The sequence below is a fragment of the Arthrobacter sp. FX8 genome (genome assembly GCF_026723805.1).
In the GTDB taxonomy this organism is placed as follows: Bacteria; Actinomycetota; Actinomycetes; order Actinomycetales; family Micrococcaceae; genus Arthrobacter.
Genome location: NZ_CP113505.1, coordinates 2,346,324 through 2,369,604 on the forward strand (window position 1 = coordinate 2,346,324; position 23,281 = coordinate 2,369,604).

General features: G+C 67.7%; 16 protein-coding genes and 1 pseudogene. 5 read left to right on the top strand and 12 right to left on the bottom strand.

Translation table 11 applies throughout. The features are described 5' to 3' along the window. Window positions 1–67: 67 nt before the first annotated feature. Window positions 68–1,516, bottom strand: a complete 1,449-nt coding sequence (locus OUO20_RS10740; RefSeq protein WP_134163894.1) for a glycoside hydrolase family 3 protein — start codon at window positions 1,514–1,516, stop codon at window positions 68–70. Window positions 1,517–1,902: 386 nt separating this feature from the next. On the opposite strand from OUO20_RS10740, the gene OUO20_RS10745 reads away from it, so the two are divergent. Continuing rightward, entirely contained in the window at window positions 1,903–3,054 is a 1,152-nt protein-coding gene (locus OUO20_RS10745) for a glutamate--cysteine ligase (protein WP_018769199.1), read from the top strand. A gap of 116 nt (window positions 3,055–3,170) precedes the next feature. Here OUO20_RS10745 and tsaD read toward each other — a convergent pair whose 3' ends face one another. The 6 genes from tsaD to OUO20_RS10775 are packed head-to-tail and all read right to left on the bottom strand — an operon-like array spanning window position 3,171 to window position 8,451. Then, complete coding sequence (tsaD, locus tag OUO20_RS10750; protein WP_268001708.1) at window positions 3,171–4,262, bottom strand: tRNA (adenosine(37)-N6)-threonylcarbamoyltransferase complex transferase subunit TsaD; 1,092 nt, start codon at window positions 4,260–4,262, stop codon at window positions 3,171–3,173. Continuing rightward, window positions 4,259–4,753, bottom strand: coding sequence for a ribosomal protein S18-alanine N-acetyltransferase (gene rimI / locus OUO20_RS10755; protein ID WP_056394254.1), 495 nt, complete (start codon window positions 4,751–4,753; stop codon window positions 4,259–4,261). The genes tsaD and rimI overlap by 4 nt, the downstream gene beginning before the upstream one ends. Before the next feature lie 20 nt (window positions 4,754–4,773). Continuing rightward, window positions 4,774–5,445 (bottom strand): tRNA (adenosine(37)-N6)-threonylcarbamoyltransferase complex dimerization subunit type 1 TsaB, encoded by a 672-nt coding sequence (gene tsaB, locus OUO20_RS10760; protein WP_018769196.1) that lies wholly within the window; start codon window positions 5,443–5,445, stop codon window positions 4,774–4,776. After that, entirely contained in the window at window positions 5,439–6,053 is a 615-nt protein-coding gene (tsaE, locus tag OUO20_RS10765; RefSeq protein ID WP_268001709.1) for a tRNA (adenosine(37)-N6)-threonylcarbamoyltransferase complex ATPase subunit type 1 TsaE, read from the bottom strand. The genes tsaB and tsaE overlap by 7 nt, the downstream gene beginning before the upstream one ends. After that, entirely contained in the window at window positions 6,050–7,303 is a 1,254-nt protein-coding gene (gene alr / locus OUO20_RS10770; RefSeq protein WP_268001710.1) for an alanine racemase, read from the bottom strand. Before alr ends, tsaE begins: the two co-directional genes overlap by 4 nt. Window positions 7,304–7,359: 56 nt before the next feature. Beyond that, window positions 7,360–8,451, bottom strand: a complete 1,092-nt coding sequence (locus OUO20_RS10775; protein WP_268001711.1) for a PfkB family carbohydrate kinase — start codon at window positions 8,449–8,451, stop codon at window positions 7,360–7,362. 91 nt (window positions 8,452–8,542) lie between these two features. On the opposite strand from OUO20_RS10775, the gene OUO20_RS10780 reads away from it, so the two are divergent. The 4 genes and pseudogenes from OUO20_RS10780 (at window position 8,543) to OUO20_RS10795 (ending at window position 14,338) form a co-directional block, all read left to right on the top strand. Next, complete coding sequence (locus OUO20_RS10780; protein WP_268001712.1) at window positions 8,543–9,970, top strand: family 4 glycosyl hydrolase; 1,428 nt, start codon at window positions 8,543–8,545, stop codon at window positions 9,968–9,970. Window positions 9,971–10,046: 76 nt separating this feature from the next. Beyond that, window positions 10,047–11,312: a D-inositol-3-phosphate glycosyltransferase gene (gene mshA / locus OUO20_RS10785; protein WP_223992220.1), complete on the top strand. Its 1,266-nt coding sequence runs from the start codon at window positions 10,047–10,049 to the stop codon at window positions 11,310–11,312. Between the two features lie 156 nt (window positions 11,313–11,468). Beyond that, window positions 11,469–13,144 (top strand): annotated as a pseudogene (locus OUO20_RS10790) (formate--tetrahydrofolate ligase). Between the two features lie 591 nt (window positions 13,145–13,735). After that, the gene (locus tag OUO20_RS10795; protein WP_268001713.1) at window positions 13,736–14,338 is read left to right on the top strand and encodes an endonuclease domain-containing protein; all 603 of its coding nucleotides are present in this window, start codon (window positions 13,736–13,738) and stop codon (window positions 14,336–14,338) included. Between the two features lie 223 nt (window positions 14,339–14,561). On the opposite strand, the gene OUO20_RS10800 is transcribed toward OUO20_RS10795, so the two are convergent. The 5 genes from OUO20_RS10800 to glgX all read right to left on the bottom strand — a co-directional run bounded on the left by OUO20_RS10800 (window position 14,562) and on the right by glgX (window position 23,271). Continuing rightward, the gene (locus OUO20_RS10800; RefSeq protein ID WP_018769188.1) at window positions 14,562–15,647 is read right to left on the bottom strand and encodes an inositol-3-phosphate synthase; all 1,086 of its coding nucleotides are present in this window, start codon (window positions 15,645–15,647) and stop codon (window positions 14,562–14,564) included. A 159-nt stretch (window positions 15,648–15,806) separates the two neighbouring features. Then, entirely contained in the window at window positions 15,807–16,847 is a 1,041-nt protein-coding gene (gene mgrA, locus OUO20_RS10805) for an L-glyceraldehyde 3-phosphate reductase (RefSeq protein ID WP_223992231.1), read from the bottom strand. A gap of 21 nt (window positions 16,848–16,868) precedes the next feature. Then, window positions 16,869–18,638 (bottom strand): malto-oligosyltrehalose trehalohydrolase, encoded by a 1,770-nt coding sequence (gene treZ / locus OUO20_RS10810; protein ID WP_268001714.1) that lies wholly within the window; start codon window positions 18,636–18,638, stop codon window positions 16,869–16,871. Then, window positions 18,635–20,962: a malto-oligosyltrehalose synthase gene (gene treY, locus OUO20_RS10815; RefSeq protein WP_018769185.1), complete on the bottom strand. Its 2,328-nt coding sequence runs from the start codon at window positions 20,960–20,962 to the stop codon at window positions 18,635–18,637. Before treY ends, treZ begins: the two co-directional genes overlap by 4 nt. Next, a complete protein-coding gene (gene glgX, locus OUO20_RS10820) occupies window positions 20,959–23,271 on the bottom strand; it encodes a glycogen debranching protein GlgX (protein WP_018769184.1) in 2,313 nt (770 codons plus the stop codon). Before glgX ends, treY begins: the two co-directional genes overlap by 4 nt. Window positions 23,272–23,281 lie beyond the last annotated feature (10 nt).

The window sequence follows — 23,281 nt, forward strand, 5'->3', positions numbered from 1 at the left end:
GACCATTAAACGCGTTCCAGCCATCGTGCGGGGTCCCCGGTCCGGGGTCCGGGGCAGGAGTCAGAGGTCAGGGGCAGCCGGTTCCCGCGGGGAAAGGCCCGACGGCGGCGGGCAGCTTCCCGGGAGCAGGCGCCTTTCCTGCCAGCACGGCCACCAGCGCATCAAAGGCGGCGTCGGTGCGGCCGTACAGCGCCAGCTTCACCGGAGCCGTGGAGTTTTGGAGCGGCCAGGGGGCATCCAGGGCCACGGCAATGTCCCCGGCCGCTGGATTCCCGCCGAAGCCGATGAGGTTCACCAGCGGTCCTGATCCAACCGCGAGGCCGGCACGTGCGGCCGCGGCTTCGAAGCGCTCCCGGTCCCCCGGTCCCCCGCCGGCAACGCGCACCGCACCGGGCACCAGGGGTCCGCTGCAGGGACCGGAGACAACCGTCACGGCCGACGCCGAAACCCGCGCCGACAACGCCGCACCGCTTCCGGCCGGGGCACCTGTGCCGGCTGTTCCGGCAGGCGGCGTGGTCCGGGCATGCCAGATCATCATGGTGGCCACCCGCTGCGCGGCCTCATCCAGCCGGGAGGCGGGAAGCGTGCCGGCGGCCAGGGCCTGGAGGATGGCGGCGTGCGCCTGTTCCACGTCCGCGGGCATCAGCAACAGGTCGGCGCCGGCTCCCAAAGCTTTTACGGCTGCTGCGCCGGCGGGGTACTGCTTGTCCACGGCTCCCATGTTGAGGGCGTCCGTCACGGCTACACCTTTGAATCCGAGCTCCCTCATCGCGGCGTAGCTCGGTGCGGAGAGCGACGCCGGCACACCGGGCTCCAGCGCAGGCACAGCGATGTGGCCCGTCATGACGACCGGCAGGCCCGCGGCCACGGCCGCCTGGAAGGGTTTCCAGTCCCGGGCCCGGAGCTGGTCGATGCCGGCCGGCTGGACCGGGAGGCTGAGGTGGGAGTCCGCGGTCACCGAGCCGTGGCCGGGAAAGTGCTTGACGGTGGGAAGCACGCCGGCGTCCAGCATGCCCTGGGCGAAGGCGACCCCGTGGGCTGCGGCGGCGGCAGGATCCGCGGACATGGAGCGCGCGCCGATGGTTGGGTCGCTGGGCCCGATGGTCACGTCGGTATCCGGCGCGAAGTCGAGGTCGAATCCCAGCGGCACCAGCTCGCCGGCGAGGCCCTTTCCTGCTTCCCGGGTCAGGGCCGGGTTGCCGGCCGCTCCGTAGCTCATGGGCGTGGGCCATTCAGTCAGGGGCTGCCCCAGGCGTGCCACGGCGCCCCCTTCCTGGTCCACGCCGATGATCCCGGGCCACCGCCGGCCGCCGGCGGCGACAGCCTGCTGCAGCCGCTGGTTCACCGCGCCCATGGCGGCAAGGTCCACGTTCCCCTGCTGATCGCGTGGCACGTTGTCGCCCATGATGATGGATCCGGCCAGGTGCAGCCGCTGGATGAGCGCGGCGTGCGCCTCCACCTGGTTGCCCTTGAAGAACGGGAGCAGAACCTGCCCCGCCTTCTCCTCCGGAGTCATGGCTGCCACGGCCGCGACGGCGGCGTCCTGGTCGCGCTGCTCCGGGCCCCACCCCAGGGGGCTGGAGCCTGCGTCAGGTGAGGCAGAAGCGGTGGGAGGCGCCGTCGTCGTACTTGCCGATGCCGAAGGGGCCCCGGTGGGCCCGGAGGACGACGACGGCGGGGCTGCGGTTGGGGAGGCTGTGCAGGAGGCCAGCGCCAGGGCCGACAGGGCCAGGAGGAGCGGGAAGGATTTGGCGGGAGTGGTTTTGGCAGGTCTGTGACGCGTGGGGAACGGGGCCATCAATACGATGCTACCCCTGCACTAGACTTGAACCACCCGTTCGCCTGCCGGCAGCAGCCTGTGAGCGGCATCAGCCAGCGGCAAACCGGACAGTGAGGAAACGTGTGAAGATCGACTTCGCCCCATCGAGGCAGTCAACCCTCGGTGTTGAGTGGGAGCTTGCCCTGGTGGACGGAAAGACGGGCGAGCTCGCATCCGTGGCCAACCAGGTGCTCCGCGGAGTTGCTTCCCGCCACCCGGAACTCAACGAAGACGACGAACATCCGCACATCAAGCAGGAACTGCTGCTGAACACCGTGGAACTGGTCACCGGCATCTGCGAAACAGCTGCCGAGGCCAAGGAAGACCTCAGCCGGTCCGTTGCCGCCGTCCGCGAAATCACCGATCCCATGGGCGTGGAACTCTTCTGCGCCGGCAGCCACCCGTTCAGCCCGCCGCAGCTGCAGCCCGTGACGGACAAGGCCCGCTACGCCAAACTCATCGACCGCACCCAGTGGTGGGGCCGGCAGATGGTCATTTACGGCGTTCACGTGCACGTAGGACTGGACCGCCGGGACAAGGCACTCCCCGTCCTGGATGGCCTGGTCAACTACTTCCCGCACTTCCAGGCGCTCTCCGCATCCAGCCCCTTCTGGGGCGGCGAGGATACCGGATATGCCTCCCAGCGGGCCCTGATGTTCCAGCAGCTTCCCACCGCCGGCCTGCCCTTCCAGTTCAAATCCTGGGAGGAATACGAGTCCTACGTGCAGGACATGTTCACCACCGGCGTGATCGACACCATCTCTGAGATCCGCTGGGACATCCGGCCCGTGCCGGCGCTTGGCACCATCGAGATGCGCATCTGCGACGGCCTGGCCACGTTGGAGGAAGTGGGTGCCATTGCGGCCCTCACCCAATGCCTGGTGGACGAGTTCTCCACCACCCTGGACAACGGCGGCACCATTCCCACCATGCCGCCCTGGCACGTGCAGGAGAACAAGTGGCGCGCCGCCCGGTACGGCCTGGACGCCATCATCATCCTGGACGCCGCAGGGCGGGAACAGCTGGTCACCGAGCACCTGCTGGAGACGCTGAACCGGCTGGAGCCGGTGGCGGCCAAGCTGCGCTGCGCCGACGAGCTTGCCGACGTCGAGAAGATCATCCGCCGCGGCGCCGGGTACCAGCGCCAGCGCCGCGTGGCCGCGGAAAATGGCGGGAACCTCCAGGCCGTGGTGCTGGACCTGGTCAAGCAGATGCGGAACGGCCCCACCGCGTAGTGCTCCTGCCGAAGTGGGGCACTTCGACACGGACACGCCGGCCGCCATCGTGATGTACGACGGCGGAGCCCGCCAAAGTGCCCCGCGACGGTTCGCTTTCGCCCGGCGCTCTGCCGTCAGGCCGGCAGCGACACCCATGTAACCGGCATTGACGAGTCCGGGGCGAAGGCGATTCCACTGGGTTCGACGCCGGCCATCACCAGCTGTGCGCCGAGGGCGGCCACCATGGCGCCGTTGTCCGTGCAGAGGTCCAGGGGCGGCACGTGCAGCCGGATGCCGGCGGACGCGCACCGCTGCCCGGTCAGTTCCCGCAGCCGCGAGTTGGCCGCCACTCCCCCACCCAGCAGGACATCCTTGATGCCGTACTCGCGGCAGGCCAGCACCGCCTTGGACGAAATCACGTCCACCACGGCTTCCTGGAAGGCGGCCGCGATGTCAGCCACGGGGATCTCTTCGCCGCGGGCCTCGAACTGCTCCACGCACCGGGCCACTGCCGTCTTGAGGCCGCTGAAAGACCAGTCATACCGGTGCGGCCCCGGCTCATCCGCCGTGCCCATGTACTTGGGCTGGGTGAGGCCGCGGGGGAAGCGGATGGCCTTGGGATTGCCGCCGCGGGCCACCTTGTCGATCGCAGGGCCGCCCGGGTAGCCAAGACCCAGGATGCGTGCCACTTTGTCGTAGGCTTCACCGGCGGCGTCGTCGATGGTGGAGCCCAGGAGCTCCACGTCGCTGGTGATGGTCCTGATCCGCAGGATTTCGGTGTGGCCGCCGGACACCAGCAGGGCGCCCAGGTTCTCCGGCAGCTCCTGCTTCCGGCCGTTGGCGCGGTCATCCAGCAACCCCACGCCCACGTGCGCCACCAGGTGGTTGATCGCGTACAGCGGCTTCCCGGTGGCGACGGCCAGCGCCTTGGCAGCGCAGACACCCACCATGAGTGCGCCGGCCAGCCCGGGCCCGGATGTGACGGCGATGGCGTCCACCTCGTCAAGGCTCACGCCTGCGTCTGCCAGCGCCTGATCGAGCGTGGGGACGAACGCGTCCAAGTGGGCGCGCGAGGCGATCTCGGGGATGACGCCGCCAAAGCGGACGTGCTCGTCCATGGAGGAGGAGACGGTGTTGGTCAGGAGGGTGGTGCCGCGGACGATGCCCACGCCGGTTTCGTCGCAGGATGATTCGATCCCCAGCACCAGGGGCTGTGAGCGGTTCATTGCCGGCCTGCTTCCGTTGCTTGGTGGCCATCAGTTTCCGGTGCGGCCAGCTGGAGCCGCATGATGAGCGCATCCACGCCGTCGCGGTAGTAGCGGGGGCGGATGTGGATCTGTTCGAAGCCGAACCGCACGTACAGCTGCTGCGCCCGCGGGTTGTCGGCGCGGACCTCAAGCAGGACATCGGCGGCACCGCGGTGCCTGGCCTCGGCGATGAGTTGGGTGAGCAGCCTGCTGCCGATTCCCCGCCCCTCGTAATCAGGAACGACGGCGATGGTCTGGATGTCGGCGATGGGCTCGATGCACATCAGCCCGGCGTAGCCCACGATGCCGTCGGTGGTCTCCGCCACAAGGTAGCGGCGGGTTTCCGGCTGGGAGAGTTCATCCAGGAACATCTGCACGGGCCAGGCGTCGATGGGGAAGAGCTTGTGTTCCAGGGCGCCGACGGCGGGTACATCGCCCAGGGTCATGTCGCGGACGGTGACGCCTGCCATGTGGGGTTCCGGGGTGGTACTCACAGTGCACGCTTCCGTGGTCCGGGTACCTGGGCATCTGATTCGCGCAGGTACAGGGGTGTGGTGTCCAGCAGGGCCTCCCCGGCAGCCAGCCGCGCCAGGGCAAACTGGCCAAGATACAGGGCGTCGGGTTGCTCCCCCGCGAACTCGGGATCGGCTTGGAGGACGTCGGCGTAGAGACCTGCGCCCGCGCCGAAGGCGGGCAGGTCCGGCAGGTCGGCGGCGAAACCAACATGGGGGCCGTCCTCCAGCAGCGGCAGCTGCCCGTCACCCAGGCTGTAGCGCGCCCAGTAGACCTCTTTCCGGCGGGCGTCGGTGGCCACCAGGAACTCCGGGACGGCGGCGGTGGATTCGGCTACCTCCAGGGCCACCGCGTCCAGGCTCATCAGGCCGTGCAGCGGCTTGCCCCAGACGAACGCCAGCGTCCGGGCGGTGGCAATGCCCGAGCGCAGCCCGGTGAAGGGGCCGGGGCCTACGCCCACCACCAGCGCATCGATGTCCTGCCCGGTGACGCCGGCTTCGGACAGCAGGGTGTGGATGCCGGGAGCGAGCACCTCAGCGTGGCTGCGGGTGTCCTCCGTGGAGAAGCTGGCCACCACGCCTTCGGGGGCTGCATCGGACACCAGCGCGGCGCTGGCCACCGCGGAAGTGTCAATCGCGAGGATCAGCATGGGGCGTTTCCTTCCGGCCCACCCAGCTCCGGCCCACCCAGCTCGGGGGCACCCAGTTCGGGGGCAGTTGCCCAGCGCGGCCCGTAGCCGCGCATCACGATGGTGCGGGGCTCGTCGGTGTCTTCGCCGTCGAAGTCCAGGCTTCCAGCTCCACTGCCGGCGGCATCCAGCCCGATGGCACGGAGGAGGTCGATCTCCAGCCGGCTCTCGCTGAGGTGCTCCACCCGGTCCTGTCCCCACTCCACCACGGTCACGGACGAGTCCATGGTGTTTTCGAGGTCGATGTCGTCGATCTCCGCTGCGGAACCCAGCCGGTAGGCGTCCACGTGCACAAGGTCGGGGCCGCCGGGACGCGGACCATCCGGCAGGTTCGGGTGGATCCGGACCAGCACAAAGGTGGGTGAGATGATGCCTGCGCGGACACCCAGCCCCTCGCCCAGTCCCTGGGTGAAGGTGGTTTTCCCGGCACCCAGCTCACCGGAAAGCACCAGCAGGTCCCCGGCCCGCATCACCTCCGCCAAACGTGCGCCGAACGCGTGCGTCTGTTCCGCCGTCGTCGCCGTGAACGTCTTTTCCCAGTTGGCAGCCAACTGTCCGGCCGCGCTCATGCGGCCCCCGCCGGGCCGGGCGCGCCCACCAGGCCGTGGCCGTTACCCGCGTGGCCGGTGCCCGCCGGCTGGTCCTCGTTGATGAAGCGGCGCGGAACACGGGGGCTGATGCGGGTCACGATTTCATAGTTGATGGTCCCCGCGGCGCGTGCCCAGTCCTCCGCGGTGGGCCCGCCGTCGGCGCCGTCCCCGAACAGTTCCGCTTCCGCACCCTGCAGGTCAGTTCCGGATGCCTCCGGCCCAAGGTCGATCACCATCTGGTCCATCGCGATCCGGCCCACCACGGGATAGGTCTTCCCTGCGACGCGGACGGGTCCACCGGTGGCGACCCGGGGGACGCCGTCGGCATAGCCCACCGGAATCAGGGCCAGCGTGCTCGCCGTCCTGGTGCGGTAATGCAGCCCGTAGGAGACGCCCTGCCCCTCGGGCACGTCCTTGCACTGCGACACGAGGGTGCGCAGCGTCATGGCGGGCCGGAGTCCCAGTTCTGCTGAAGTCTGCCCGTCAAACGGCGACAGCCCATAGATGCCCAGGCCAACCCTGACCAGGTCGAAGTGCGTGTCCGGGCGGGACAGGGTGGCGGGGGTGTTGGCAAGGTGCCGGACCTCGGGATCCACGCCCGCGTCCTCGGCAATGGCCAGCGCCTCCCGGAACGCGGCCACCTGCTGGTCCGTTTCGGGCCGCTCCGGTTCGTCGGCCACGGCCAGGTGGGAGAAGATGCCAACTACGCGCAGCAGGCCCTGGTCCTGGTATTCCACGGCCTCCCCTACCAGGCGGTCCCAGGACTCGGGGGTGGCTCCGTTCCGTCCCAGCCCGGTGTCCACCTTGAGATGCACCCGTGCCGGCCGCTCCTGCTCACGGGCCGCGGCCACGATGCGTTCCAGCTCCCACCCTGAGCAGCCAATATCGACGCCGGCGGCCACCGCGGCACCGAAGTTGCTGTCCGTGGTGTGCAGCCAGGCGAGAAGCGGCGCGTCGATGCCGGCGGCGCGCAGCGCCAGGGCCTCGGAAATGTGGGCCACGCCGAGCCAGGCCGCGCCGGCCTGCAGGGCTGCGCGGGCAACGGGGACGGCGCCGTGCCCGTATGCATCCGCCTTGACGACGGCCATGACTTTCGCGGGGGAGGCAGCGGCAGCAAGCCGGCGGACGTTGTGCCGGATGGCGTCCAGGTCGATCACGGCCGACCGCTCGTGGCGGGGGTCCGGCCCGGAGGCAGCGCTGAATTCACCGGTTGTTGCGGGGTAGGTCACCTAAGTGATTCTAGTGCGGGCACTTCGCGCCGAATAATCAGGGCCTCCAACGCCGCCTAAGCATCCGACAAGTGCGCGATGGTGGCGGCCGCCCTGCGCTGGGCTGACAGCGGCACGTCGTCGATGATGTCAGCGAGGAACCCGAAGCGCCGCAGCCACTGGCTCGTCTGCCGTTCGGGGCGGGCGTTGGCGCGTCTCCACCAGTCGGCAATGTCGCCCCAACCCGGCGCCGCCAGCGAGCCGCCCACCTCCTGCACCGCCATGGACGCGCACAGGTTGGCAAAGCGCAGCCGGTCCCCCAGCGGCCACCCGGCCAGGGTGCCCACGATGAAGGCTGCGTCGAAGCAGTCGCCGGCTCCGGTGGGGTCGTGCGCCTTGACCGGAAGCGACGGGACCCATTCTTCCTCGCCCGTTTCCGAGTCCACGGCCATGGCGCCCTGCGGGCCCAGGGTTACGACAGCCACCGGAACGTGGTCCGCCAGCGCGTACAAGGCGCTCCACGGATTGTCCTTGCCCGTGAACGCCATGGCCTCGCGCTGGTTGGGCAGGAAGGCGTAGAAGTACTGCAGGTTGTCGAGCCTGACGGGCGCCCATTCCCCGCTGGGGTCCCATCCAACATCGCCGAACAGCTTTACCCCGCCGGCGTGGGCTGCGTGGGCCCACGGCTCCACTTCCAGGCCCACCTCAGCGATTCCGGCGAGGGCCTTGGGCGGGTTTCCGATCAGCTCGGAATTTGTCACCGGTGCGGAGTGCCCGTGGGTCACCAGGGAGCGGTCCTGGTCCACGCAGAGGGACACGGTCACCGGGGAGTGCCAGCCCGGGACGCGTCGGGAAAGGCTGAGGTCCACGTGTTCCTGGCCGGAAAGGATCTTCCAGTTGAAGTCCCCGTACCCGTCGTCGCCGAAAGCAGCTGCCAGCCCGGTGCGCAGCCCAAGCCTGGCAGCGGCAATGGCCTGGTTGGCCACGCCGCCGGGGCAGCTGCCCATGCCGTCGCTCCAGATTTCCGTGCCGGGTTCGGGCCCGTGGGGCAGGCCGGTGAAGATGATGTCCTGGAACACGGTCCCGGCCAGCAAGAGGTCGAATCCGGGTTCGGCGGGTGAACGGACGGCAGCCAGGGGGTCGTAGGGGCGTGCTGGGATGGCGTCCATAGTGCGCAGGATACGCCGTGCCGCACCGCTGCGGTAGGGGCCTTGGTCGGGCGTGGACAGGCCGCGGGACACCCCGCCTACACTGCATGGTATGCGGCTTCTGATTGCCGGCGGCGGGGGTTTCCGGGTGCCGCTGATATACCGGGCCCTGGTGTCCGGCCGCTTTGCCGGGCTGGTCACCGAGCTGGTGCTGTACGACGTCGATCCCGCGCGCCTTGATGCCGTCACCGCCGTGCTGGAGAGCATGCCGGTGGGTGATGGTGCCCGTCTTCCGGTCCACGCCACCACCGATCCTGCCGAAGCACTGCCCGGCACCACCGTGGTGTTCGCCGCGATCCGGCCGGGCGGTACAGCGGGGCGCGTTGCGGACGAGAAGGTGGCGCAGGACCTAGGGCTGCTGGGCCAGGAGACCACGGGGGCCGGGGGAATTTCGTACGCTTTGCGGACCATTCCGCAGATGCTTGGCCTTGCCCGGCTGATGCGGGAGCACTGCCCTGACGCGTGGCTGGTCAACTTCACCAACCCTGCCGGGATGGTCACTGAGGCGCTGCTTCCCGTCCTGGGCCACCGGGTCATCGGGATCTGCGATTCTGCCGGCGGTCTGGTGCAGCGGGCGGCGGCCGCTGCCGGGGTGCAGTTGCCGGAGGGAAGGCTCGACGGCGTGGGCTACTACGGGCTGAACCACCTGGGCTGGCTGTACCGCCTGGAGTCCGGCGGCCGGGACGTGCTGCGTGGCCTTTTGGCGGATGCCGGCGCACTGCAGTCGTTCGAGGAAGGCCGCCTTTTCCCGCAGCCGTTCCTGGCCCAACTGGGCATGCTTCCCAACGAGTACCTGTATTACTACTACCAGCGCGACGCAGCCCGGCAGGCGATGCAGGCCATGGCGCAGACCCGGGGCGAGACCATCCACAGCCAGCAGCGGGAGCTCTACCCGCGGCTGGCTGCTGCCGGGCCGGACGCCTACCGGCTGTGGGAGGAGGCGCGGCGCTCCCGCGAAGAGGGCTACCTGGCCGAGGCCCGGCACGATGGCGAGCGCCGCGCCGAGGAGGACCTGGCCGGGGGCGGCTATGAGCGGGTGGCGCTGGCGGCCATGCGGGCCCTGGCCGGCCGCGGGGAGACCCAACTGGTCCTGAACACCCGGAACACGGCGGCACCCGCCGGGACACCTGAAGGCCACCCGCCCGCCTCCGCCACGGCTGCCCCGCCCGCTCCCCAGCCTGCCATTCCAGGCCTTCCCGCCGACGCCGTCGTCGAGGTTCCCTGCATAGTGACGGCCAGGGGCGCCGTGCCCCTGCCCCAGCAGGCGCCGGACGGCCCGCAGCTGCGGCTGCTCCAGCGGGTCAAAGAGGTGGAACGGCTCGTGGTCCGGGCCGCCGGCACCGGAGCCCGCGATGCGGCCCTTGAAGCCTTCGCCCGGCACCCGCTCGTGGATTCGCCGGACCTCGCCGCGAAGCTTCTGGCTGGTTATGAGCAGGCTTTCCCGGCTTTGGGGAAGATCTGGGAAGGCGGCGGGCGTTAGGGGAAGGAGTAATGTTTTATCGAATGCGCACTGAGCCGGCTCCCCTGATACCCGCCGGCGGCCGGAAGGAGGTCCCGTGGCACTGATCCGCAGGGTCGCGCTGCTCTCCCTCCACACCTCCCCCATGGAACAGCCGGGCTCCGGTGACGCCGGCGGAATGAACGTCTATATCCGCGAGCTGGCCTCCGCCCTGGCCGAGGCGGGCGTGGAAGTGGAGATCTTCACACGCGCCACCTCAGCCGACCAGCCCGCCGTCGAACATCCCGATCCCGGCGTCTGCGTGCACAATGTCCTGGCCGGGCCGCCGAAGAAGATCCCCAAAGAGGAGCTGCCGGGGTTGCTGCACGCCATGGTGGCCGAGATCGAACAGATCCGCCGCCGGCAGCCCCACGGCCGCTATGACGTCATCCATTCGCATTACTGGGTGTCCGGGATCGCCGGGCTGGAACTGTCCGAACTGTGGGGCGTGCCGCTGGTGCACACCATGCACACCATGGCCAAGGTCAAGAACCTGCTCCTTGAATCCGGCGAACAGCCGGAGCCGCGCCGGCGCGAGGTGGGCGAGCACCGCATCGTGGACGGCGCGGCACGGCTGATCGCCAACACCAGCTCCGAGGCAGCCGAGCTCGTTTCCCACTACGGCGCCACCTACGACCGCATCGACATCGCCCCGCCCGGAGTGGACCTGGCCACCTTCACGCCGGCATTCCGGGCGCGGTCCCGGGCCCGGCACGGCATCAGCCCGGACACCTTCCATCTGGTGTTCGCCGGCCGCATCCAACGGCTGAAGGGCCCGCAGGTCCTGGTCAAGGCGGCGGCGCTGCTGCGCAAACGCCGGCCGGACATCGACCTGCGCGTCACCATCCTGGGCGCCCTGAGCGGCAACAAGGAATTCAACCTGCGCTGCCTGGTTGCGGAGGCAGGAATGGACGACGTCGTCACGCAGCTTCCGCCGGTTAAGGCACCTGAGCTGGCGTCCTGGTTCCGCGCGGCGGACGTGGTGGTGATGCCTTCCTTCAGCGAATCCTTCGGGCTGGTGGCACTCGAGGCCCAGGCCTGCGGTACGCCCGTCGTGGCCACCCGCGTCGGCGGGCTGTCCCGCGCCATCTTCCACGGCCGGACGGGGCTCCTGGTGGATGGCCACCATGCCGCCGACTGGGCCGATGCCCTCGAAGCCCTGTACGACGACCCCGCCACCCGCGAAGAACTGGGCCGCGCCGCCGCCATCCGCGCCCAGAACTCCGGCTGGCAGCGCACAGCCGCCATCACGCTGGAAAGCTACCATGCCGCCGTCGAGAATTTTGTGGGCCGGCGCCTGGCCCCGGTGGTTCCCGCTTCGTGACGTTCCTGCCCTGGTTTCCCGCCCGGCTTTTCTGTCATGGGCTTTTCCTTTTCCTTCGCGGGCGCCCCGGGTGCTGTTAGCTTAGGGGCAGGCCTCCGGCGCCTGCCGGCGCCGGAATGGACTGGGCAGGATGAAGCTGCGCAGGAAAGGACAACGATGTCTGCTCTCCCTTCTGATCTCGAGATAGCCCGGGCTGCCCGGATCCGTCCCATTGCGGACATCGCGGCTGCCGCGGGGTTAATCCGGAAGCCCTGGAACAGTACGGGCGGTTCAAGGCCAAGATCGATCCGGCCAAGCTCGATGCGCCGGCTCCCTACGGCAAAGTGGTGCTGGTCTCGGCCATGTCCCCCACGCCCGCCGGCGAGGGCAAATCCACCACCACCGTGGGATTGGCGGATTCCCTGGCCAGGGCCGGCCGGAAGGTGATGATCGCGCTGCGGGAACCCTCGCTGGGTCCGGTCCTGGGGATGAAGGGCGGCGCCACCGGCGGCGGCTATTCGCAGGTGCTGCCCATGGATGAGATCAACCTGCACTTCACCGGCGACTTCCATGCGATCACCTCGGCCAACAACGCCCTGATGGCGCTGGTGGACAACCACATCTACCAGGGCAACGCGCTCAATATCGATCCCCGCCGCATGACGTTCAAGCGTGTGCTGGACATGAACGACCGCGCCTTGCGTGAAGTGGTCATTGGCCTGGGCGGGCCTTCGCAGGGGGTGCCGCGGCAGGACGGGTTCGACATCACCGTGGCCTCCGAGGTCATGGCCGTCTTCTGCCTGGCCAAGGATCTGGCGGACCTGCGCTCCCGGCTGGGCCGGATCACCTTCGGCTACACCTACGACCGGGTACCCGTAACGGTGGCGGACCTGGGGGTGCAGGGCGCCTTGACGCTGCTCCTGAAGGAGGCGGTCAAACCCAACCTGGTCCAGACCATCGCCGGCACCCCGGCCCTGGTCCACGGCGGCCCGTTCGCCAACATCGCGCACGGCTGTAATTCGTTGATTGCCACCCAGACCGCCCGGCGGCTGGCGGACATCGTGGTCACGGAGGCCGGTTTCGGCGCGGATTTGGGGGCCGAGAAGTTCATGGACATCAAGGCCCGGTACGGGGGCCTGGCGCCGTCGGCCGTGGTGGTGGTGGCCACGGTGCGGGCGCTGAAGATGCAGGGCGGGGTGGCCAAGGACCGGCTGGCCCAGCCGGACCTGGCTGCCCTCGAAACAGGGGTGGCCAACCTGCGCCGGCACGTGCGCAACGTGGAGAAGTTCGGGGTCACCCCGGTGGTGGCGATCAACAGGTTCTCCTCCGATTCCCAGGAGGAGCTGGACTGGCTGCTGGCCTGGTGTGCTGCCGAAGGCGTGGCGGCGGCCGTGGCGGACGTGTGGGGTCGCGGCGGCGGCGGTGACGGCGGCGACGAACTGGCAGCGTTGGTCCTCCAGGCTGCGGAGGGGCCCAACAGCTTCCGGCACCTCTACGCCCTGGGGCTGCCGGTGGAGGACAAGATCCGGACCATTGCCCAGGAGATCTACGGCGCCGACGGCGTGGATTTCTCGGTTCCGGCGTTGAAGCGGCTGGCCGATATCGAGCGGAACGGCTGGAGCGGGCTGCCGGTCTGCATGGCCAAGACACAGTACTCGTTCACGGACGATGCCTCCCGGCTCGGTGCCCCGAAGGGCTTCACCATCCATGTCCGGGACCTCCTGCCCAAGACAGGTGCGGGCTTCATCGTGGCGTTGACCGGCGCGGTGATGACCATGCCCGGCCTCCCCGCCGTCCCGGCAGCCCTGCGCATGGACGTGGACGCGGACGGCAACCCGGTAGGCCTCACCTGACACGCCCGCTCACCTTTGGCAGCACAACACCAAACCCCCGCTCACCTTTGGCAACACATCCCCAAACCCCCGCTCACCTTTGGCAGCACAAAACCAAACCCCCGCTCACCTTTGGCAGCACAAAACCAAACCCCCGCTCACCCCCTTCCGCGGCGAGCGTCGGGCAAAACGGCGAACCGGCACGGCCTGTGGATAACTCAACACGGGTATCCGACATATGCATGACAATGCAGTATGCGATCCCGCCTTCCCTTGCCTGTGCATCTGGCTGGCAGACCCTTCACGCTTGAAAGCTCAAGAAGCGCCGGACTGGACCACAACCGCCTGCGTCACAACAACGTCGAACACATCAGCCGGGGCCTCTACCGCCCTGCTGCATGGGACTTCTGCCTCGAGCATGCTGCCCGCGCATTGTCGGAGGCGACGCCCGGCGCATGGATTTCCCATGTGACAGCGGCGCGCCTCCAGAGTTCGCTCCTGCCCGCTTGGTTGTCCGACTCCAGCGAACTTCACCTAAGCAAGCCCACGCTGCTTCCGGGAGCCCGCAGGAAAGGAATTCACGGACACCGGCTCATTGTGAAGCCTGGCGAGGTGGAGTTCGTCGAGGGGATATGGATCAGCACACGGGCACGGACATGGCTGGACATGTCACGGCTACTGCCGTTGGCAGACTTGGTGGCTATGGCGGACCAACTGGTACGGCTGCCCCGGCCTGAACTGGAGGGCAGGGAGGGCGCCTACTCAACAATTGAGGAACTACGGGACATGGTTGCCCGTCATCCAAACCTTCAAGGGGTTGTGCGTGCCCGGCAGGCACTGGACTTGGCGCGGGTTGGATCGGACTCCGCGCCCGAGACCTTCCTCCGGTTGGCCATGTTTGACACTGGTCTCCCGGAGCCAGAGCTGCAGCTGGCACTTTATCCTGGAGACCCTCGATCGTCGTCTGCCGACCTCGGATTTCGGCAGCGAAGAATTGCTATCCAGTACGACGGCGGCCATCACCTTATGGAAGCCCAGCGACTAAGCGATCGGCGCAGGGACAAGGCCTTCGAAGCGGCCGGGTGGACTGTCATCATCGTCGACAAGGCCGATCAGAAGGACAGCTTCGCTGCCGCTATCAGAAAGATCAGGCGAGCCGTGAAGAACTCTGTGGCGGATGCGACGGTGGCGTCGGGGTTCGCAAACGGGGACTAGTTGAACGGGGCTCACTTTCAGCTGGGATCGACTGAACGTTCGCCGGTGAGATGCGAGCGGGCGTCCCCAGAATAGTCGTCAAAAGTGAGCGGGCGTCGTAGAAAAATCCGCCAAAAGTGAGCGGGCGTCGCCAGAAAAACTGCAGGAAATGATGGGGCGTCTTAAATGGCGGCGCTCCCCCACCCCGGAGGGTGAGGGAGCGCCGGCAACGAGGAGTGGAGTTCTAGCGCTCCACGTCGCCGCGGATGAAGGCTTCCACCTTTTCGCGGGCGAGGTCGTCGTTGAACTGCTCCGGCGGGGACTTCATGAAGTAGCTCGACGCGGACAGCAGCGGGCCGCCGATGCCACGGTCCAGGCCGATCTTCGCGGCGCGGATCGCGTCGATGATCACACCTGCGGAGTTCGGGGAATCCCAGACCTCCAGCTTGTACTCCAGCGACACGGGGGCGTCGCCAAAGTTGCGGCCCTCCAGGCGGACGAACGCCCACTTGCGGTCATCGAGCCACTGGACGTAGTCGGACGGACCTATGTGCACGTCCTTGGCAGCCAGCTCGGCCTCAACGTTGGAGGTCACGGCCTGGGTCTTGGAGATCTTCTTGGACTCCAGCCGGTCACGCTCCAGCATGTTCTTGAAGTCCATGTTGCCGCCAACGTTCAGCTGGTACGTCCGGTCCAGGGTCACGCCCCGGTCCTCGAACAGCTTCGCCATGACCCGGTGGGTGATGGTGGCGCCGATCTGGCTCTTGATGTCATCGCCCACGATCGGAACACCCGCGGCAGTGAACTTGTCCGCCCACTCCTTGGTTCCGGCAATGAAGACCGGCAGCGCGTTCACGAACGCCACGCCGGCGTCGATCGCGGCCTGCGCGTAGAACTCGGCCGCTTCCTGGGAGCCGACGGGCAGGTAGCAGACCATAACGTCAACGGCAGCGTCCTTGAGGGCCTGGACCACGTCCACGGGCTCTTCAGTGGATTCCTCGATGGTCTCGAGGTAGTACTTGCCCAGCCCGTCCAGGGTGTGGCCGCGCTGGACGGTGACACCGGTGGGCGGGACGTCGGCGATCTTGATGGTGTTGTTTTCGCTGGCCGTGATGGCGTCGGCAAGGTCAACGCCGACCTTCTTGCCGTCAACATCAAACGCGGCGACGAACTGAACGTCACCCACGTGGTACTGGCCGAACTCAACATGCATCAAGCCCGGAACAGTCTCTGCGGGATCGGCATCCTTGTAGTACTGGACGCCCTGCACCAGCGAGGCGGCGCAGTTGCCCACGCCAACGATTGCAACACGGATGGGATGTGAAGACACAGAACTCCTTTGGGGACAAACGTCAGCCGGCCGGTTTTGCTTCGCAGACAGTACGACGGCGGCCGGCTGGCTCGGCGCCGCGCGGCGCCTTTTCATACTACCCAACGCAGCGGGACCGGGCGCAGTGCACCCGGTCCCGCTGCGTAAAGAGAATCACCGTCAGGCGTTTTGCTTCCAGAGGTTGATGTCCGACTCAACCGCAAACTCGTCAATCGCGGTCAGCTCTTCATCCGAGAAGCTGAGGTTGTTGATGGAGGACAGTGTGTCCTCCAACTGCTGGACGCTGGAGGCGCCAACCAGTGCCGAGGTGACGGGCGAGCCCTTGGGCTGGTCGCGCAGGATCCAGGCGATGGCCATCTGGGCCAGGGTCTGCCCCCGGCCTTGGGCGATCTTCCGCAGTCCGCGGACCCGGTCCAGTTTTTCCTCGGTGATGGAGTCCTCCGAGAGGAAGCGCGCCTTGGCTGCCCGCGAGTCGTCAGGAATGCCGTGGAGGTATCGGTCGGTGAGCATGCCCTGCGCCAGCGGCGAGAAGGCGATGGATCCGGCGCCCACCTGGTCCAGGACCTCGTACAGGTTGGGTGAACCGTCCTCGGTCCAGCGGTTCAGCATGGAGTAGCTGGGCTGGTGGATCAGCAGCGGCGTGCCCAGTTCCTTGAGGATACGGGCGGCCTCGAGGGTCTGCTCCGGCGTATAGGAGGAAATGCCCGCGTACAGTGCCTTGCCGGAACGGACGGCGTAGTCCAGGGCACCCATGGTCTCCTCCATCGGTGTTTCCGGGTCGGGCCGGTGGCTGTAGAAGATGTCCACGTAGTCCAGTCCCATGCGCTGCAGCGACTGGTCCAGGCTGGAGATCAGGTACTTGCGCGAGCCCCATTCGCCGTAGGGACCGGGCCACATGTAGTAGCCGGCCTTGGTGGAGATGACCAGTTCGTCGCGGTAGGGCTTGAAGTCGTCCCGCAGGTGCCGGCCAAAGTTGGTCTCGGCGGACCCGTCCGGCGGCCCGTAGTTGTTGGCGAGGTCGAAGTGGTTGACGCCCAGGTCGAAGGCGCGGCGGAGGATGTCCCGCTGTTCCTCGAAGCGCTTGTCGTCGCCGAAGTTGTGCCACAGTCCCAGCGAGATGGCCGGGAGCTTCAGGCCGCTGCGGCCCACCCGGCGGTAGGGCATGGATTCGTAGCGGTCGCCTGCTGCAATGTAGGTCATCAGTTTCTCTCTTCCGTCGGTTCAGGCTTTGAGGATCGCAGCGCTCCAGGGCGCCAGTTCCAGGGACCCGCCGTCCAGTGTGGTTCCGTTGTCCGTGGCCAGCAGGACGCTGCCGGCGGCCTCGTCCAGCCGGACCTTCGAGTCCGCGAAGTTCACCAGGACCTCGACGGATCCGCGCCGGAACCGCAGCCAGCCCGCGTCGTCGTCGAACTTAACTTCCGTCCCGCCGAAGCCAAGCCCCGCCAGCTCCGGATGCCCGCGGCGCAGCGCCGTCAGCGCCCGGTACAGCTCCAGGAGCCGCGCGTGGTCGCCAGAGATGGCCTCGGCCCAGTCCAGCTTGGACCGGCGGAAGGTTTCCGGGTCCTGCGGGTCAGGCACGACGGCGGGATCCCACCCCATGCGCTCGAATTCCTTGATGCGCCCTTCCGCGGTGGCCTTCCCGAGCTCCGGTTCGGGATGGGAGGTGAAGAACTGCCATGGTGTGGTGGCGCCGTATTCCTCGCCCATGAACAGCATGGGGGTGAACGGGGAGGTCAGCGTGAGGACCGCGGCCACGGCGAGCTGCCCGTAGGACAGGGACTGCGAGAGCCTGTCCCCCGTGGCACGGTTGCCGATCTGGTCGTGGTTCTGGTTGCAGACCACCAGTGCCGCGGGGTCCACCAGGGCGGCGTTGATGGGCCGGCCGTGGTGGCGTCCGCGGAAGCTGGAGTAGCTGCCGTCGTGCAGGAACCCGTCCTTCAGCACCTTGGCCAGCACGGCCAGGGATTTGAAGTCGGAGTAGTAGCCGGTGGTCTCGCCGCTGACGCTGACATGCACGGCATGGTGGAAGTCGTCGCTCCACTGCCCGGCCAGTCCGTACCCGTTGACGTCACGGGGGTAGAGCAGGCGCGGATTGTTGAGGTCCGATTCCGCGATGAGTGTCTTGGGCAGCCCGGTCCCGGCTGAAATCGCGTCGCCCAACGCCCCCAGGTCCTCCAGGATGTGCACCGCGCGCTCGTCCCGCAGCGCGTGCACGGCATCGAGGCGGAGCCCGTCCACGTGGTAGTCGCGCAGCCAGAGAGCGGCGTTGTCCAGGATGTATTCGCGGACCACGTCCGAGCCGGGCCCGTCCAGGTTCACCGAGTCGCCCCAGGTGTTGGCGTCCCCCTGCTTCAGATAGGGGCCGAACCTGGGCAGATAGTTTCCGCTGGGGCCAAGGTGGTTGTAGACCACGTCCTGGATGACGCCCAGTCCGGCGGCATGGGCGGCGTCAACGAATCGCTGGTACGCGGCCGGCCCGCCGTAGCCTTCGTGCACGGTGTACCACTGGACGCCGTCGTAGCCCCAGTTATGCGTGCCGTTGAATCCGTTGACCGGCAGCAGCTCCACGAAGTCGATGCCCAGGTCCACCAGGTAGCCCAGCTTCTCCGCGGCGGCGTCCAGGGTTCCTTCGGGGGTGAAGGTGCCCACGTGGAGTTCGTAGATGACGGAACCCTGCAGGTCCTTGCCGCGCCAGCCGGAATCCTGCCATGCATAGGCTGCGGGATCGTAGGTCCGGGATTGCTCGTGCACGCCGGCGGGAAGCCGGCGGGACCTGGGATCCGGGACGGGGGTGGTGTCCCCGTCCAGCAGGTAGCCGTAGTCCACGTCGCCGTCCGCGGGCGCGTCGGGGGCCGTCCACCACCCTTCCGATCCCGGCGCCGTGTCCTTCTTTTGCATGGGATATTGCCGGCCATCGGCCAGCAAAACCACCGATGAAACGTCCGGCGCCCACACATCGAAGCGCTCAGGTCCAACGTTGACCAGGGTCATGCCTTCTCTCCATCTTCGGGTACCAGCAGGGCCACCGGGTAGGTACCCAGCACTTCTGCCACCGAAACCGGGCCCGGCCCGTAGCTGGCTCCCGTAAGTTCGTCGCGCATGGCAGTGGAAAGGTCGACGGCGGTGTCCCGCCACCCGCCGCCGGCTTCCAGTCCGGCGGGGAGCCGGGTGGCAAGCGTGAGGGCGCCGGAGGAGGCATCGGTTCCGCGGGTGAATGCGAGCAGGTGCCCGGCAGCCGCGCCGGTGGCTGGGACTGGCGTGTAGCCCTGGAACAGCTCCGGCCGGTCCCGGCGCAGGCGGAGTGCCCGCGAGGTGACCAGGAGCTTGCTGGCCTCTGTGCCCTCGTCCGGCAAGGTGCCGGCGTCGAGCTTTGCCAACTCAGCCTGCCGGGCACCAAAGTCCACCGGCCGGCGGTTGTCCGGGTCCGTCAACGAACGTTCCCAGAACTCGCTGCCCTGGTACACGTCCGGCACGCCGGGCATGGTCAGCTGGACCAGCTTGGCGGAAACCGAGTTGGCGGCGGAGAAGGAGTCGATGCGGGCCACGAAGTCCGTCACCACGTTGGCGACCTTGGGGTCGTCGAAGACTGCGTCCACGGCGGCCTTCACCGCGGCCTCGAAGTCCCCATTGGGATTGGTCCAGGTGGTGGAGTTCCCGGCTTCCCGGGCCGCCTTCTCGGCGTATCCCTGAAGCCGTTCCCGGCTTGCCGGCCAGGCACCGATGATTGCCTGCCACAGCAGGTTTTCGTACGGGCCGTCCGGGATGGGCGCCAGGCCGCGAAGGCTCTCCAGCGTTTCCGCCCACTCCTGCGGCAGCTCGGCGATGACCGAGATCCGTGCCCGGGCATCCTCGCTGCGTTTGGTGTCGTGGGTGGACAGGGTGGTCATGGACAGCGGGAGGTCCTGCTGGCGCCGCTGCATCCGCTGGTGGAATTCCTCCGGGCCCACGGCGAACTCGGTGGGTTCAGCGCCCACCTCGGTCAGGGTTCCAAGGCGGGTGTAGCGGTAGAACGCCGTATCCTCCACGCCCTTGGCCATGACCATGCCGGAGGTTTGCTGGAACCGGATGGCGATGGCGTTGGCCGGATCCAGCAGCAGCGGAAGGAGGGTTCCCACCGCCACTTCCAGGTCCGGCCGGTGGGCTGCCGCGGATTCGCATGCTTCCTTGAGGACATCGGCGCCCACGGGCAGGTACGAACGGTACACCGGGAAGGACGCGATAATCTCCGCGATGGCGTCGCCTGCCTGGTCCAGGGCGAGGCCGTAGGACTCCGGGACCAGCCGGGCCAGCCGCAGCACTTCCGAGCGCAGGATGCCGTCGGCGATCATGCGCTTGGTGCCGCGGATCATTGCGGCATAGTCCGCGGGCTCTGAGGAGCCCCGCAGCCTGGCGTCGAGTGCGTCCAGTGCCTGCTGCCCCGCGGGGTCCACAAAGACCCGGTCCACGTCCGCCAGCGCGTCGTATCCGGTGGTGCCTTCGCACGCGAACTCCTGCGGCAGCACCTCGCCCGGTTCCAGGATCTTCTCCACCAGGACGTAGGCGCCGCCGCTGAGGTCCTTCAGCCAGCGGAGATAGCCGGTGGGATCGGCGAGGCCGTCCGGGTGGTCCACGCGGAGCCCGTCCACCAGGCCCTCGGTGAACCAGCGCCCCACCTCGGCATGCGCTTCCTGGAAGACCGAGGGTTCTTCGACGCGGATTCCGGCGAGCGTGGTGACCGCGAAGAAGCGCCGGTAGTTCAGCTCGGCGTCGGCGCGGCGCCAGTCCATCAGCTGGTAGTGCTGGCGGCTGTGCACGTCCTGCGGGGAATCACCGTCGCTGTATGTGCCTTCGGCCAGGGGGAACCGGTGATCGTAGTAGCGGAGTTCGCCGTCCTTGACCTCCAGCTTGTCCAGGTCGGCGTCGGAGCCCAGCATGGGGAGCCGGACCTTTCCGCCGCCCAGGTCCCAGTCGACGTCGAAAGCTTCCGCGTAGGGTGATTCGCGGCCCTCCTTGAGCAGGGACCACCACCACGGGTTCTGCGGAGGGGATGCCACGCCCACGTGGTTGGGCACGATGTCCACCAGGACGCCCATGCCGTGCTCGCGCGCTGCCCTGGACAGGGCCAGCAGCCCTTCAGGGCCGCCGCGGTCCGGGTCCACGGCGGAGGGGTCGGTCACGTCATAGCCGTGGTCCGAACCTTTTTCCGCAGTGAGGATGGGCGACAGGTACACCCAGTCCACGCCGAGGTCCTTCAGGTACGGGACCTGGTTGGCGGCGTCGAACAGGGTGAAGCTGCTGCGGATCTGCAAACGGTAGGTGGAGACGGGCGTCCTCATGCCTCGGTTGCCTTCGCAGCCTTGGTCTCCTCCGCCTTCGCAGCCTTGGCGTCCTCGGCTTTGGCTGCCTTGGTTTCCTCGGCCTTTGCCTCGCTCGCTTCCGCGGCCTTGGTCTGGGCCTCCACCATCTCCTCCTGGGCTTCCTCGTGCTCTACCCTGGACGCCAGTGAAGCGGCAGCGGACGTGTCCACTTCAGCTTCCGGGCCGGAGTAGGCGCGCAGCACCACCATGGACTTCGCGTCCAGGGTCAGCGTTGCCTTCGCCTTGAGCGGTTCATACGCGTCAGCCTGGGCCGCGGTGTCAATCAGGACCTCCCAGTACTGTGAGTACTCTTCGTTGGGAAGGCAGAAGTCCACGGCATCGTCGTGGGCGTTGAAGGCCATGATGAAGCTGTCGTCCGTGATGCGCCGGCCGCGTGAATCCTGTTCCTGGATGCCGTCGCCGTTGTAGAACACGCCGATGGTGCGGCCGAAGCCGCTCCCCCAGTCCTCCGGCAGCATTTCGGTGCCGTCCGTCTTGAGCCAGACGATGTCCGGCAGCTTTTCGCCTTCGCCGCGGCGCACCGGCCGGCCGTCGAAGAAGCGGCTGCGGCGGAACGTCGGGTGGTCGTGGCGGAGCTTGTTCACGAAGGCGGTGAACTCCACCAGCGGCTGGTCCATGGCTTCCCAGTGGATCCAGCTGAGCTCGGAGTCCTGGCAGTAGGTGTTGTTGTTGCCCTGCTGGGTGCGGCCCAGCTCGTCGCCGTGCAGCAGCATGGGCACGCCCTGGGAGAGCAGCAGCGTGGCGATGAAGTTCCGCTGCTGGCGGGCGCGCAGGGTCAGGACCTTGTCGTCGTCGGTGTCGCCTTCAACGCCGCAGTTCCAGGAGCGGTTGTGCGATTCGCCGTCGTTGTTGCCCTCGCCGTTGGCCTCGTTGTGCTTCTCGTTGTAGGAGACCAGGTCCCGCATGGTGAAACCGTCGTGGGCGGTGACGAAGTTGATTGAGGCCACTGGACGGCGGGCGGAGCTTTCGTAGAGGTCGGCGGAGCCGGTTAGCCGGGAGGCGAACTCGCCAAGCGTGGAGGGCTCGCCGCGCCAGAAGTCGCGGACGGTGTCGCGGTACTTGCCGTTCCATTCGGTCCACTGCGGCGGGAAGTTGCCCACCTGGTAGCCGCCCGGGCCCACGTCCCACGGCTCGGCGATCAGCTTCACCTGGGAAACTACCGGGTCCTGCTGGATGAGTTCGAAGAAGGTGGAGAGCTTGTCCACGTCGTAGAACTCACGGGCCAGGGTGGAGGCAAGGTCGAAGCGGAAGCCGTCCACGTGCATCTCCGTGACCCAGTAGCGCAGGGAGTCCATGAGCAGCTGCAGCGAGTGCGGGTGTCGGACGTTCAGGGAGTTGCCGGTGCCGGTGTAGTCCATGTAGTGCTTGAGGTCGTTGTCCACCAGGCGGTAGTAGGCCTGGTTGTCGATGCCCTTGAAGGACAGCGTGGGGCCCAGGTGGTTGCCTTCGGCAGTGTGGTTGTAGACGACGTCGAGGATCACTTCGATGCCGGCGCGGTGCAGGTCGCGGACCATGGCCTTGAATTCCTGGACCTGGTGCCCCACGTCGCCGGTGGCGCTGTAGGTGTTCTGCGGGGCGAAGAAGCCGATGGTGTTGTAGCCCCAGTAGTTGCTGAGCCCCTTTTCCACCAGGGTGCCGTCGTTGACGAACTGGTGGACGGGCATGAGTTCGATGGCCGTGACCCCGAGCTTCTTCATGTGCTCAATGACCGCAGGGTGGGCCACGCCGGCGTAGGTGCCGCGCTGTTCGTCCGGGATTTCCGGGTGGAGCTCGGTGAGGCCCTTGACGTGGGCTTCGTAGATCACCGACTCGTGGTACGGGATCCGCAGCTGGCGGTCGCCGTCCCATTCGAAGAAGGGGTTGATGACCACGCCGTGCATGGTGTGCGGGGCGGAATCGGCGTCGTTGCGGGAGTCGGGGTCGCCGAATTCGTAGGAGAAGAGGGCCGGGTCCCAGTCGATCTGGCCCTGGATGGCCTTGGCGTAGGGATCCATCAGCAGCTTGTTCGGGTTGAAGCGGTTGCCGCTGGCGGGGTCGTAGGGACCGTGCACGCGGTAGCCGTACTTCTGGCCGGGCTGGATGTGCGGCAGGTAGCAGTGCCACACATAGCCGTCCACCTCGGTCAGTTCGATGCGCGTTTCGGTCAGGTCATCAGCCAGGAGGCAGAGTTCGACCCGCTCGGCCCGTTCGCTGAACAGGGCGAAATTGGTGCCGGTGCCATCAAAGGTCGCTCCCAGCGGATAGGCAGTTCCAGGCCAGACTTCCATCGTGCTCCTC

Coding starts and splice junctions, on each gene's coding strand:
- glgX (WP_018769184.1), bottom strand. CDS start 23,271: ATGGAAGTCTGGCCTGGAACTGCCTATCCGCTGGGAGCGACCTTTGAT.
- OUO20_RS10780 (WP_268001712.1), top strand. CDS start 8,543: ATGCGGCTTCTGATTGCCGGCGGCGGGGGTTTCCGGGTGCCGCTGATA.
- treZ (WP_268001714.1), bottom strand. CDS start 18,638: ATGACCCTGGTCAACGTTGGACCTGAGCGCTTCGATGTGTGGGCGCCG.
- OUO20_RS10775 (WP_268001711.1), bottom strand. CDS start 8,451: ATGGACGCCATCCCAGCACGCCCCTACGACCCCCTGGCTGCCGTCCGT.
- mgrA (WP_223992231.1), bottom strand. CDS start 16,847: ATGACCTACATTGCAGCAGGCGACCGCTACGAATCCATGCCCTACCGC.
- rimI (WP_056394254.1), bottom strand. CDS start 4,753: ATGGCAGGCGTCACCGTCCGCGACATGACCCTGGGCGATGTACCCGCC.
- tsaE (WP_268001709.1), bottom strand. CDS start 6,053: ATGAGCGCGGCCGGACAGTTGGCTGCCAACTGGGAAAAGACGTTCACG.
- treY (WP_018769185.1), bottom strand. CDS start 20,962: ATGAGGACGCCCGTCTCCACCTACCGTTTGCAGATCCGCAGCAGCTTC.
- tsaD (WP_268001708.1), bottom strand. CDS start 4,262: ATGAACCGCTCACAGCCCCTGGTGCTGGGGATCGAATCATCCTGCGAC.
- tsaB (WP_018769196.1), bottom strand. CDS start 5,445: ATGCTGATCCTCGCGATTGACACTTCCGCGGTGGCCAGCGCCGCGCTG.
- OUO20_RS10740 (WP_134163894.1), bottom strand. CDS start 1,516: ATGACTCCGGAGGAGAAGGCGGGGCAGGTTCTGCTCCCGTTCTTCAAG.